Origin of the sequence: Blautia sp. AM47-4 (genome assembly GCF_003479865.1) — a bacterium.
In the GTDB taxonomy this organism is placed as follows: domain Bacteria; phylum Bacillota; class Clostridia; order Lachnospirales; family Lachnospiraceae; genus Fusicatenibacter; species Fusicatenibacter saccharivorans.
On record NZ_QUHY01000004.1, the window covers coordinates 191,615 to 205,110 of the forward strand.

11 protein-coding genes and 1 pseudogene are annotated in these 13,496 nt (G+C 46.7%); 3 read left to right on the forward strand and 9 right to left on the reverse strand.

The features are described 5' to 3' along the window. Positions 1-189: 189 nt before the first annotated feature. From glgD to DW965_RS20370, 6 genes and pseudogenes are all read right to left on the reverse strand, one after another. Entirely contained in the window at positions 190-1,332 is a 1,143-nt protein-coding gene (gene glgD / locus DW965_RS04455; protein WP_022461388.1) for a glucose-1-phosphate adenylyltransferase subunit GlgD, read from the reverse strand. Beyond that, positions 1,326-1,451, reverse strand: a complete 126-nt coding sequence (locus DW965_RS22445; RefSeq protein ID WP_256372491.1) for a hypothetical protein — start codon at positions 1,449-1,451, stop codon at positions 1,326-1,328. Before DW965_RS22445 ends, glgD begins: the two co-directional genes overlap by 7 nt. 5 nt (positions 1,452-1,456) lie before the next feature. Further along, on the reverse strand, positions 1,457-1,837 hold the full coding sequence (locus tag DW965_RS22450) for a sugar phosphate nucleotidyltransferase (protein ID WP_442857823.1): 381 nt from the start codon (positions 1,835-1,837) through the stop codon (positions 1,457-1,459). Next, a pseudogene (locus DW965_RS22455) lies at positions 1,817-2,532 on the reverse strand (sugar phosphate nucleotidyltransferase); the annotation flags it as partial. The pseudogene DW965_RS22455 and the gene DW965_RS22450, both read right to left, overlap by 21 nt. 299 nt (positions 2,533-2,831) lie before the next feature. Beyond that, complete coding sequence (locus tag DW965_RS20365) at positions 2,832-4,871, reverse strand: glycoside hydrolase family 3 N-terminal domain-containing protein (protein WP_256372844.1); 2,040 nt, start codon at positions 4,869-4,871, stop codon at positions 2,832-2,834. Then, positions 4,868-5,446, reverse strand: a complete 579-nt coding sequence (locus DW965_RS20370; RefSeq protein WP_256372845.1) for a glycoside hydrolase family 3 C-terminal domain-containing protein — start codon at positions 5,444-5,446, stop codon at positions 4,868-4,870. Before DW965_RS20370 ends, DW965_RS20365 begins: the two co-directional genes overlap by 4 nt. Before the next feature lie 322 nt (positions 5,447-5,768). On the opposite strand from DW965_RS20370, the gene DW965_RS04470 reads away from it, so the two are divergent. After that, positions 5,769-6,173 (forward strand): amino acid-binding protein, encoded by a 405-nt coding sequence (locus tag DW965_RS04470; RefSeq protein ID WP_117801750.1) that lies wholly within the window; start codon positions 5,769-5,771, stop codon positions 6,171-6,173. Positions 6,174-6,250: 77 nt separating this feature from the next. Here the strand turns inward: DW965_RS04470 and DW965_RS20820 are convergent, their stop codons facing one another. Genes DW965_RS20820 through DW965_RS04480 form a run of 3 tightly spaced genes read right to left on the reverse strand, consistent with a single transcriptional unit; the run spans position 6,251 to position 8,974 of the window. Next, a complete protein-coding gene (locus DW965_RS20820) occupies positions 6,251-6,856 on the reverse strand; it encodes an MATE family efflux transporter (protein ID WP_330420879.1) in 606 nt (201 codons plus the stop codon). After that, a complete protein-coding gene (locus DW965_RS20825) occupies positions 6,844-7,629 on the reverse strand; it encodes an MATE family efflux transporter (protein WP_330420880.1) in 786 nt (261 codons plus the stop codon). The genes DW965_RS20820 and DW965_RS20825 overlap by 13 nt, the downstream gene beginning before the upstream one ends. Positions 7,630-7,651: 22 nt before the next feature. Then, positions 7,652-8,974, reverse strand: coding sequence for an APC family permease (locus DW965_RS04480; protein ID WP_119198080.1), 1,323 nt, complete (start codon positions 8,972-8,974; stop codon positions 7,652-7,654). A gap of 298 nt (positions 8,975-9,272) precedes the next feature. Here DW965_RS04480 and DW965_RS04485 point away from each other — a divergent pair, with 298 nt between their 5' ends. Continuing rightward, positions 9,273-10,808 (forward strand): aminotransferase class I/II-fold pyridoxal phosphate-dependent enzyme, encoded by a 1,536-nt coding sequence (locus tag DW965_RS04485; protein ID WP_118697361.1) that lies wholly within the window; start codon positions 9,273-9,275, stop codon positions 10,806-10,808. 364 nt (positions 10,809-11,172) lie between these two features. After that, a complete protein-coding gene (locus DW965_RS04490) occupies positions 11,173-13,245 on the forward strand; it encodes an EAL domain-containing protein (RefSeq protein ID WP_119198081.1) in 2,073 nt (690 codons plus the stop codon). Positions 13,246-13,496: the final 251 nt, after the last annotated feature.

The following is a 13,496-nucleotide window of genomic DNA, read 5'->3' on the forward strand; positions in this document are numbered from 1 at the left end:
ACCGGGAATTTTTATGGTAAGAATCTTCCCTTCCTTAGGCTATCACTGTTTTGTTTTATTACCATATCACAGATGCATTACTCAATCTACTATTTTTCTCTGAATTTTTCCAAAAAATACCGACTGCCCATCAATATTGATATATTCTACATTGGCAGTCGGTATTTCTATTTCATTCTATTCTTTTCTTTATACAACCTGATCCTTCGCAATAAATACCGGGAAGGAATCGGTTCCTTTGAGCTGTTTTCCTTCAGATACCGTAACGTATTTATCAGAAACAACGTACTCAATCTCAGCGCCTGCTTCAATCACAGTATCCTGCATCAGAATGCAGTTCTTTACTTTTGCTCCCTTGGCTACCTTGACACCACGGAACAAAATGCTGTTTTCGATTTCGCCTTCGATCACACAGCCGTCTGCTACCATCACGTTTTTCGCTTTTGATCCGTTGATATAACGGGTCGGATTGTCGTCGCGGACTTTGGTATAGATCGGGTTGCCGGAGAAGAGACTATCCAGATTCTCATCTTTTAAGAGCTTCATGTTCTCATCAAAATAGCTCTTCATATCGTCGATTCTTGCCTGATAACCGGTAAACTCATATCCCTGAATGTTCAGTTTCTCCGTTTGCGGTGCCAGAACATCACGCTCAAAGAATTTATTTCCAAGGACAAAGCCTTTTTTGATTTCGTCGATCAGAAGCTTACGCTCCATCACGTAGATATTCATCGATACATTTTGTACTCCGTGTTCCTCTGAGTTTACAAAAATCTTGCTGATCTTCTGTCCTGCCATGGAGAAGGTGTAGTGCAGATAATTGGTTTTCTCGTAAGAGCTTCTGACGCCTTCCGGAATCGGCTGCTTGGTATAAGCTGCAGTAACATCTGCGCCGCTTTCGATATGCTGATTCAGCATCTCTTTGAAATCAAAATTGCAGGCAATGTTGGTATCTGCCATAACAACGTATTTTTCTTTCTGCCATTTCAGGAAATCGAGAACATTTGCCAGTGCTTCCACTCTTCCGGAGTACACCTGAATTTTCTTCTCGGAATAAGGCGGAACAATGTTTAAGCCGCCTTTTTTTCTGGCAAGATCCCACTCACGTCCGGAGCCGAGATGATCCATCAGCGAATGGTAATTTTTGCGGACGATAATGGATACATTTCCGATTCCGCAGTTTACCATGCTGGATAAAATAAAGTCCACCATGCGGTAACGGCTGGCAAAAGGAATGGAGGCCATCAGACGCTCGTTTACCAGATCCGGTACCTGCTCATCATAGCTGTTTGGGAAAATGATGCCCAGTGCATCTGCATTTGCGTTTACCATTCTTCTTCACCATCCTTTACATTTGCATTTACCATTGCATTTGGTCCTACTTTGGCACGCTCACCGATATGGATTCCGGATCCGATGGTGGCAACACCTTTTTCACCGTCATGCGGCATTTCTCCTACCACGCATTCTGGCCAATCACAACGTTTTCCGCAACAATACAGTGTTTCACGACTGCTCCGGATTCGATCACGGTTCCTCCCATGATAACGGCATCTTCTACTTCTGCGCCCTCTGCGATTTTTACGCCGGAGAACAGAATCGAATGTTTGACATGACCTGCAATACGGCAGCCATCGGTGATCATACAGTTTTCCACAACAGCGGTTTCGGTGATCTTATGGCCTGTTTTTCCGCTGTTTCGGCTGTAAATCTTCCAGTTATTGTCAAACAGGTTGATTCCGCTGTGTTCCGGATCGAGGATTTCCATGTTTGCCTCCCACAAGGAGGAGATGGTTCCTACATCTTTCCAGTATCCGCTGAAGTGATAAGCGTACATATTGCGTCCGTCTTTTAAAAGATTCGGGATGATGTTGTTTCCGAAATCATTCGAAGAATTCGGGTCTGCCTCGTCCTCAATCAGATATTTTTTCAGGATATCCCAGTTAAAAATGTAGATACCCATGGATGCCAGATTGGATTTCGGCTGTTTTGGTTTTTCCTGAAACTCGGTGATTTTGTCATTTTCATCTGCCACCATAAGTCCGAAACGGGATGCTTCCTCCCACGGTACTTCCATAACCGCAACGCTGAACTCTGCCCCCTTTTCCTTATGGAGCGGAGGAAATCGCTGTAGTCCTGTTTGCAGATCTGGTCTCCGGAAAGGATGATGACGTACTCCGGATCGTAGCTCTCGATGAATGGAATATTCTGGTAGATGGCATTTGCAGTTCCTTTATACCAGTCAGAACCTGAGGCTTTCTGATAAGGAGGCAGCACGTGAACACCTCCATGGAGGCGGTCCAGATCCCACGGCTGGCCGTTTCCTATGTACTCATTTAACACCATTGGCTGATACTGTGTCAGAATACCTACGGTATCAATTCCGGAATTTACGCAGTTAGAAAGTGGGAAATCGATGATTCTATATTTTCCGCCAAATGGAACTGCCGGTTTTGCAAGCTTCTCGGTCAGCGCATAAAGGCGAGATCCCTGACCTCCGGCAAGAAGCATTGCTATCATTTCTTTTGCCATAATCTATCCCCCTGTTTTAATAGATGCATTCATTATAACACACTATTTGCTCTATGGACAATCTTTTTGTGCATTTTTCACTATTTTTTATTTTTTTACCGATTTTATTCTGTATTTTTCTCCAGTTTTACAGTTCTTTCGTGAGCTTTTTACATTTTATGCCACCAAGCTGGGCTTGCAGATTGCGGAAATCGCTTATCTCTTGCAGTCACAGCCTTGCTCCTTTGACCGTACAAAAAGCAGCCCCGCAAAGCCTTATGGTAAAGGTCTGCGGGGCTGCTTCTATGTTTTTTGATTTTTTATGCTTTTGTAACGGTAACTGCCTCTTCGAGATCGAACTGATCACCGTATGGTTTGCAGTCATCATAGGCGAGGGACTGCAGAACAACATTCAGAATGCGGTATGCACAGGTCTGAAGCTGTCCAAGCGGCAGAGTTCCGTCTGCAACAGATGCTACAATTTCCTGACGGTTTCCTTGCTGGCCAGGCATCTGCAGATCGTTTCCTGCAAGAACACACTCTCTTGAAGTGGAATGTCCATATTTCAGGTTATATTTGTAAGCGAACAATCCGCTCATGTCCTCTGAGGTTCCCCAGTCGGTCATGACATAGCCTGCGAAGCCCCACTCATCTCTTGCTGCTGCGGTCAGAAGGTCGTGGCTGTTGGCAGTATGCACACCGTTTACCAGGTTGTAGGAAGACATGATCGTCATCGGCTGTGCTGTCTTGACTGCGATTTCAAAGCTCTTCAGATAGATTTCACGCATTGCGCGCTCGCTGATGTGCTCATTGACGTACATACGGTTGTCTTCCTGGTTGTTGGCTGCAAAGTGCTTAATGCTGGTTCCGATTCCGGCATGGGACTGGATTCCTCTGGTATCGGCTGCGGCGCACATACCTGCCACCAGCGGATCTTCCGAGTAGTACTCGAAGTTTCTTCCGCAAAGCGGATTTCTGTGAATATTCATGCCAGGCGCCAGCCATACGGAAATGTGGAATTCTTCCATCTCTTTTCCGACGATATCACCGCATTTCCGGATCAGATCCATGTTCCACGATTGCGCAAGAAGCGCTGCTACCGGGATTGCGGTGCAGTACTGGAAATACTCCGTGCCGCCTTCCGGAACTTCGATTTCATTTTTGTTAAACGCATCTTCCAGAGGATTTCCGGAGGATACCATCTTTCCGTCTGCATCAACGACAAAGTGCGGAATCAGACGAAGACCGGCCGGACCGTCTGCAAGAATCGTATTGTAAATACCTCTGTCCTCAAGAAGAATGGAAGTTGTATCTCCCGCTGCTCCAGGCGCCATATCGGAAGAAGATCCGATAAATCCTTCCTGGCCAAGTCCGTCTGCAGTACCATTGCAGACGGCAGCCATCTCCTCTACGGTCAGCTGCGATACGAGATCTTTTAACGTCGCTTTTCCGCTCTTTACATCTGCCGCTGTCAGCTTCTCTCCCTCATAAGCCGGGAATGCTTCCGGTGTCTCACTGTAGACAACAGTCTCCGTCTTGATGCATTTGCTGCAGATATCGATCTGTTTTGCAGCTGCTTTTTCTTCTGCCTCACCTTCATAGCTGTACGGTGTTACGCCTGCTTTGGAGAGTTCCTGTGGAGCGTCATCTGCCGGGAAGAGATTCTTTCCCTGAACCGTAACAACGGTCTCTTTGAGATTCAGGGCTGCTGCTACTTTCGTTGTTCTGGAGCTGTTGCCGACACGGATGTAATACGTTCCTGCCTCGAGTACCCATGCTGCTTTTTTCTCATCGTAGGAAGCCATAGATCTCGTCGGGAAGGAAATGGTAATCGTCTGGGACTCACCCGGCGAGAGCAGATCGGATTTTCCGAAGCCGCCAAGCTCCTGATACGGTTTCTCAATCGTGCCATCCGGTGCGGAATAGTAAACCTGTACGACTTCTTTTCCGGCGAATGTATCACCAATATTCTTTACGGATGCGGTAACGGTAACGTTCTTGGCATCTGCCTCCACGTCCCTTACTTCCGTCTCAAAATCAGTATAACCTTTGCCATAGCCGAAGCAGTAGTTCGGGGTTACGTTGAAGGTGTCAAAATAACGGTAGCCGACATAAATGCCGTCGCTGTAATACTCATCGTTGGTGTCACCGTTGTTGTGGCTGAAATTTTTTGAGGACGGATAGTCTTCATAGGAAGCAGCCCATGTATCAGTCAGCTTTCCGGATGGGATGCTCTTTCCGAGAACAACGTCTGCAACGATGTTTCCGGTTGCATTTCCGGCCTGTCCTGCAAGAAGAATTGCATTCAGTCCTTTGATTTTCTTTAACTCTGTGGTGTCTACAAGGTTCGCAATATTCAAAATAAAACTGTTTTCTCATAATGCTCTGCCAGATAGGCAATGTCAGCGAGCTCGTTTTCGCCGAGCAGATAATCGCATGCTCTGTTATAGCGGTCTGCACCTTCACCGGAGTTTCTTGACAGAACATAGATAGCGGTATCGGTGTCCTCTTTTTCGGTAATTACCGGCACGTCAGGCTGCACAAATACTTCCGAGAACATAACAGCAAAAATCGGAACGTGAAGCTCCTCTGCTTTTTTTGCCAGCTCTGCCTGATATGCAGCCTGCGCATCTGCAAGCACTTTGTCATATTCATCGAGCCATTTACCAGTCAGAATTTCAAAGCCGGCCTCTTTTAAGCCCTGTTCGATCGTAACAACCGTTCTTGTGTTAACGTCTCCGGAACCGGTACCCCCTTTTACCGTGTGGCGGACGCCGTTACCATAAACTGCGACTTTTCCTGCACCGGCAAGCGGCAGGGTTCCGTCGTTTTCAAGAAGTGTCATGCACTCACCGGCCAGTTCACGTACCAGCGCGGAATGTTCTTTTTCTCTTGCAGATACTTCTCCTGTTTTTGATGCATAAAATGTTGCCATAATTCTAATACCTCCCAATAATAAATTCACATATAGCGCTTATATTGTAACGCATTTTTCGTCATTATGCAAAAGTTTTTTCACCCGTTTTCTCATATTTTATTTGTATTTTGTACATTTTCTCTTATTATCCGACTTTTCTGTCTTTTTTTCGCTCATTGATTTCTTTTTTTATTTTTTTATATTGATGCTTTTATTCTATTAATTTTCTGTAAACGATACGCTTTTTTACCTTTTTTTCGTCTTCTTTTACAAAATTCGTTGACGCGTTTGATTTTGGCAGTATAATGGAATCAGAGATCAATTTTAGGAGGCCCCCATTATGTTAAAACAACTTTCTATTTTCGCAGAAAATAAAAAAGGCACGATGCAGCAGATCACACAGATTCTGTTTGAAAACGACGTCAATATTTTAGGTTCTGTCAACAACGACAGCGCAGAGTACGGCATTGTCCGCATGGTCGTTTCCGATCCGGATAAAGCAGAGCAGGCGCTTCAGGCTGCCGGTTACATGACACGCCAGACGGATGTACTCGGTGTTGAAGTCGTCGATCAGCCGGGCAACTTAAATTCCCTTCTGAAAACACTGCTTGAGACAAATATCAGCATCGACTATATCTATCTCTCCTTCAACCGCGAGTCCGGCTGCCCGATCATGGTGTTCCATGTACCGGATGTATACGAGACAGAAGCAAGCTTAAAAAGCAAGGGATATACCGTTCTCTAGAGCATGTTTGAAAAACACGAAAAAAGACATCTGGCGAAGTGATTTTTCACCTCTGCAGATGTCTTTTTCTATATCATCTATTCTTTTGCTTCATCCTCAAACAGGTGATCCCGCGTAATGTTTTTTGCCCACAGTCCGCTCTTATACCGTTTCAGAACCCACGGCCATTTTACAAACTCATCTGTACACAGCAGGAAATAAACCACAAGGACAGGAAGCTTGAAGACAAACGCTGCAATAAATCCAAGCGGCACCGCGTAGCACCACATATCAATCGTATCGCAGACCAGTCCGAACTTTGTGTCACCTCCGGCACGGAATACTCCGGCAATCAGCGTCGTATTGACGGCCGCCCCCATAATATAATAGGTGTTAATCAGCAGCATATATTTCAGATAATGCATCGCGGTCTCATTTAAAGAAGCAAACTTCAGTACAAACGGCGTGATACCCAGCACAACCAGTCCACCCACAGCTCCGGCAACAACCGTCAGCTTCAGCAGTTTCGATGCATATTCCTTCGCCTTTTCCAGATTTCCTTCTCCCATAACATTTCCAAGCAGAATACCGCCTGCACTTGCCACACCAAAGCACAGCACGGTTCCGATATTTCTTACAACGACAACGAGCGAGTTTGCCGCTACCGCATCGCTTCCCAGATGGCCCAGGATCACAGAATACATCGAAAATGCAACGCCCCAGGAAAGATCATTCCAAGTGCCGGAAGTGAAAGCTTCACAAAATCGGAAAACAGCAGCTTGTTGCGGATAAACATATACCGCAAATCAAGCTTGATATCCTTACTCATAATCGACACAATCACGCAGCCGATCAGTTCAATGACACGCGACATCGCCGTTGCGATTGCAACGCCGGTTGCTCCAAGCTTCGGAAATCCGAAGAGGCCAAAAATGAAGCATGCGTTGAAAAATACGTTCAGTGCGAATGCCATCATATTCATCGCCATGCTGATCGTCACACGGCCGAGGCTTCGAAGTACCGCAAGATAGATCTCCGTGATGCCCCAGCACAGGTAGGTCACACCCATGACGCGCAGATACGAAGCACCGATCCGGATCAGTTCCGCATTATCTGTAAACAGACGCATCATCATCTGCGGCATGGTAAAAGCAATTCCTGCCACAACAACGGAGATGATGACGGAGAATCGAAGTGCGATTCCCTCAACAGTCTGAATTGCGCGCATATTGCCCTTTCCAAAGTACTGGGCACACAGAAGTGTTGCTCCTGTTCCCAGTCCGTAATAAACCATAAATAATACATTTGCATAGTTGGATGCCAGAGATACCGCGGAAATAGCGGACTGTCCCACGTAATTCAGCATCACGACATCGGCAGAGTTGACTGCCGCGCTTAAAAGATTCTGAATCACAATCGGCAGAACCAGCTTAAAAATCTGGCTGTAAAAACCCTGCTCTTTTGTTGTTGCCCTCATGTTTCTTCTCCATTTCTCTTCTTTATTTGTTTTCTTTCTTTTCCTGTTTTGCCTTCACATACGGATATCGGACCTGCGTGTAAACAAACATCACCAGAATATAGATGCCGCATGCAATCGCCGCTGGAACGGTAAGATCCGACAGATTGACATACGAGGTTCCGATCATCAGAATGCCGATGAAAAACAGCAGAATGTGAAGTGTCCGCTTTTTCATACAAAACGCAGACTTCTGATACTCTTCCGGGAAGATATCCGGCAGACGCCAGCAGGCCAGGAGTACCATAAATTCCGTCACCATATCGGTTCCGACACCCATGTTGGAAATCAATGTCAGATCCATTCCCGTAAGGATCGGAATGGCGCCCATCAGGAAAAAGACCATCAGAAGGATCGCCGGAACACCGTTTCTATTCTCCTCCGCGGTTTTTTCCGGCAGCCAGCCCTGTTTTGCGGCAGCCTGCAGTCCTCTTGTCACCCAGCTCAAGGTTCCGTTCAGGGTGGTAAGCAGCGCAAATACGGCACCACCGAACACGAAAAACAGGTACAGCCAGGTTGGAAAAATCTCCTGTGCGACAAGCGTCAGATTCTGAAATGCGACCGTTTCGACCGGAAGCACGCCGCCTGCCACGATACCGATCAGCACGTAGAATACAGCAACGATACTCGTGGAAAGCACGATAACCTTTGGAATCGTGCGGGACGGCTCCACGATATCATCTCCGTTCTCCGCAACGAATTTTGCGCCTCCGCACGCAAAACTTAAAAGCGCTACGCCTGTGAAAAAGTTCTTCGGACCGTTCGGCATCAGGTTGGATACCGTCGGTGTCAGGGCATCCCAGCTCACCTTGGGCAGACCGAATACAATAAATAAGAACAGGCTCAAAAGCAACAGCACAACCATGCCCTTTTGCACCAGTGCGCTCGATTTCAGTCCGATGAGATTGACGGCGGTACAGATTACAAGTGCTGCCATTGCGACAGCCGACTCGCCAAACTGTGGAAAAATCGAGCAGAAATAGCTCGCAAAGCCTTTCGCGTACGTTGCGATCAGAACCTGGCTTAAGACAAACATCGCAATGTACATAAAGCCGGCTTTTTCACCCATCAATCGTCGGATGTAAGTAAAGCCGGCGCCTGATGACGGGATTGCGGACGTCAGGATGATGAACGGTACACAGGTGATAATGGCAAGCACGGCACCTAAAATAAACGCTGCGGCAATGCCGTGTCCTGTCAGACCGATGACGATTCCCGTCAGTACCATGATGCCCGAACCGATGATCTGTCCGATCGCAAGTCCCATACAATCGGAAAAATTCAGTTTTTTATGACCTTCCCCCATACATTTTCCTTCCTTTCTCTCCCGTTTCTATTGGCGGATCCCAACAGAAACGCATAGCATCCTATTTTTTATTCTACCGAAATCTCATCGTTTGTCAATTTGCAAAATGCGCAAGGTTTAACGCTTTACCTGTACAGAATAGACAATATTATAATTGAACTTGTTTCGCTTTAATTTTGAACTTTTCAACATTTCTACAATTTTCAGTTTTTCTATTGAACTTTTTTCTTGTCCATGCTACAATAAGCACAGTTTTGAACTTTTTTTTATTTTGTATTCTATCTTAAGGAGATTTTCTATGACAAATGAAACCTTTTCCGACCGTCTGAAACTGGCCATGCAGGCGAAACAGTTCAAGCAGGTCGATTTGATCCGAGCGGCCCAGCGGCGCGGTGTGAAGCTTGGAAAAAGCCATGTCAGCCAGTATGTCAGCGGAAAAACGGTTCCGCGCTCCGACATTCTTCACTTTCTGGCCGATGTGCTCCAGGTCGATCCCGACTGGCTGCTTGCAAAAGATTCCACAGTAAACTATACGGCAGATACGGTTTCCGATCCGGCAGAATCCTTTTCTGATCCATCTGCCGCTTCCCTTTCCCAGACAAAAACAGGAGGTTCCCCTATGCGAGAATTTAAAAAATCATCGAAACTCGACAATGTCTTATATGATGTCCGCGGACCTGTCGTAGAAGAAGCAAACCGCATGGAAGCGTGCGGCACACAGGTTCTGAAACTGAACATTGGAAATCCGGCTCCATTTGGCTTCCGTACTCCTGATGAGGTCATCTACGACATGAGCCATCAGCTTACCGACTGCGAGGGTTACTCTCCTTCCCAGGGTCTCTTCTCTGCACGAAAAGCGATCATGCAGTATGCGCAGTTAAAGAAACTGCCAAATGTTTCTATCGATGATATCTACACCGGAAACGGCGTCAGTGAGCTGATCAACCTCTGCATGTCCGCTCTTCTGGATGACGGGGATGAAATCCTCATCCCATCCCCGGATTACCCGCTCTGGACCGCCTGCGCAACGCTGGCCGGTGGAAAAGCCGTCCACTACATCTGCGATGAACAGTCCGAATGGTATCCGGACATTGATGATATGCGAAAGAAGATCACCGACCGCACAAAAGCGATTGTTATCATCAATCCGAATAACCCGACCGGTGCACTCTATCCGAAAGAGGTACTGCAGCAGATTGTCGAGCTTGCCAGAGAACATCAGCTGATCATCTTTTCCGATGAAATTTATGACCGGCTCGTCATGGACGGTCTCGAGCATGTTTCTATTGCATCCCTCGCACCGGATCTGTTCTGTGTCACCTTCAGTGGTCTTTCCAAATCGCACATGATCGCAGGCTTCCGTATCGGCTGGATGATCTTAAGTGGAAATAAAGCTATCGCAAAGGACTATATTGAAGGGCTAAAAATGCTCTCCAACATGCGTCTCTGCTCCAATGTTCCGGCACAGTCCGTTGTCCAGACCGCTCTTGGCGGCCACCAGAGTGTCAACGACTACATCATTCCGGGCGGACGGATTTACGAGCAGCGCGAATACGTTTACAAGGCATTCTGCGATATTCCGGGTATCACCGCAGTCAAACCAAAAGCTGCGTTCTACATGTTCCCGAAAATTGACACCAAAAAGTTCAATATTACAAACGATGAAAAATTTGCTCTCGATCTGCTGCGCGACAAGAAACTTCTGATTGTCCACGGCGGCGGCTTCAACTGGGGACAGCCGGATCACTTCCGCGTTGTTTACCTGCCGCGAATTGAAGTTTTAAAGGATGCGGTTGGAAAGATCACCGACTTTCTCTCTTATTATCATCAGTAAAATTCTGATCACTTTTTTCACAGAGCTCCACCGGAAATACCACCTTTTTTTCCGGCGGAGCTTTTTTCCTTTACCGGATTCTTTCCTGCTGCATTACACTTCACCGGTACCCGGCAAACAACAGGTAACTTTTCGTTACTGTTCACTCAGCAGTGAAACACTTGCTGTTTCGCTGCGTAAGAAAGTGATTCAGGCGTGAGCAGCCCTCCTTTTGCGAAGCAAAACTTTAAATGAGGGCTGCGAATGTTACAGTTCGCTGGGAACCAGTGAACTGTAACAACTTTTCTGTTCCACGGCTTAATTTCGATTGCGGCTCCTGTTCCTTTATGTTATAATTCTTTCAAATCAAGTCACAACCTTTCTTTTGAGTTCTGTTCTCGCTGTATCGCTTCTTGGCGGATGCCGCGCCTCCGACAAACCCGTTACGCTGACCGTATGGACGTATTACAACGGAGATCAGTTAGCTTCCTTTGAACGTCTTGTTGAGGAATTCAATACAACGATCGGAAAAAAAGAGCATATTACGGTCGAAGCCTCCAGTCAGGGCAGCATCAATGACCTGGAAAAAAATGTTCTCGATGCCGCCAAAGGAAGGGTTGGTGCCCTTGCCATGCCAAATATTTTTTCCGCCTACGCCGATACCGCCTATACGCTTGAGCAGATGGGACAGGTCGTTGATCTTTCCCCTTATCTTACAGAGAAAGAAAAGGCTGCCTATCTTCCCAATTACCTGGAAGAAGGTGACTTTTCCGATGACGGCAGTATCCACATTATTCTGACAACCTCCACAAAATTCCTGCGTATCATGGAAATGGCAAGTATTGAACTGGGTGGCTATGAGATGCGTTTTGATCTCAACACGGTCTATGTCACAAAGAACTTTTTTCCCATGCTCAACCTTCCATCTGAAGATGTTTCCGGGCTTTCCACCCGGTATTTCCAGCAGATGCTGCGTGAATTTGACCAGACACATTCTCATACCGTATGGGTCGGGCATTCCAAGGTGTATGAAATTTCATTTTCTGACGGAACAATCCGCTACATCCGTATGGAGACCTCCCGCGAGGGCTATGCGCAGATCGGACTTGTCGAAGATTTTACCTCCGTTATGCTGGAACGGCAGCGCATAGAGCACGAGCGTGATTACGATGCATTGACCGGTCTCTACAATCGACGCGCGTTTCAGCGGGAAAGTGAAGCTCTTTTTGAGCATTCGGAAGTTCTCGGTCACGCTGCCCTTCTGATGATCGACCTTGACAATCTAAAACGCACCAACGACACCTTCGGCCACGACTGGGGCGATGCCTATATCCGGCAGGCAGGACAGTGTTTTATCTCCTCTGTGCCGGCTAAAACGCTCTGTGCCCGTATTTCCGGCGATGAATTTAATCTTCTGTTCTACGGCTACCAATCGCAGGAAGAAATTCGAGCACTTCTGCAGAATCTTTCCCTTGCGGTTTCAAATACAGCCCTGGAGCTGCCAAGTGGTCGTAAACTGCCCCTTCGCCTTTCCGGCGGAGTTTCCTGGTATCCGGAAAACAGTACAGATCTGTCTACGCTGAAAAAATATGCGGATTTCGCAATGTACCAGGTAAAGAAAGCAGAAAAAGGGTACATTACCGAATTCGATCTGGAGCTTTTTACAAAAAACGCAAAGGAAACCGAGATGCGCCGCCTGTTCCATAAAATGTTGAATGAAGAGCTGTTTACGTATTACTTCCAGCCAATTGTTTCCGCTGCGGACGGCAGTATCTACGCCTACGAGGCGCTGATGCGCGGAAATCTCCCGGCACTTACTCGTCCGGATCAGATCCTGCAGCTGGCTCACGAGGAAGAGTGCCTGCATGAAATAGAACGTCTGACTATGTTTCTCTCTGCAAAATCCTATGCCACATTCCTCTCCACCCATCAGATACGCGGTGATGAGCTTCTCTTTGTCAATTCGATTGCAAGCCAATACATGAATCACGATGAGTCAGTGGCTTACGTCGAACAATACAGCTTTCTTCAGGATCGGATTGTCATCGAGATCACAGAGGAGGATTCACAGGATCTTACAGCTCTGTTGAAAAAACGTGAGATGCCGGGATTTTCCAGTGTATTTGCCCTGGATGACTACGGCAGCGGCTACAGCAATGAAAAAACGCTTCTGGAGCTTGCACCGGCGTATATCAAGCTGGATCTTTCCATCATCCGCGATATCGACTCCGATCCGGACAAGCAGCAGATCGTAGAAAATATTGTTTCCTATGCACATCAAAGAGGCATGAAAATCATTGCCGAGGGTCTGGAAACTCCAGCTGAACTTTTGAAGGTACTGGAACTGGATGTTGATCTCCTGCAGGGCTATTTTCTTGCAAAACCGTCCGCTGTTCCGAAACCTGTCAGTGCAGAATCCGTTGCTGTCATAGAACACTTCCGGAAGCATCTTGCGTAATTCCACCTCTTCCTGCAGCATCATTTCAAATCACAGCATCTATGTCTGATCTGCTGCTTCGAAACAGGTACCAGTCAGCGACCCGGAGCGTATCTGAGCAATCATCCCTCAAAAAACATCCATAGCAAACCCTGCAAAAGCACAATGTCATTAACTTTAGCAAAGAGCAGAAATCGTAAGCATTTATAAAACTATGATTCCTGCTTTTTGTTTGTATATGGGCATACTTATCCCCTTCTCTTTGTACTCGT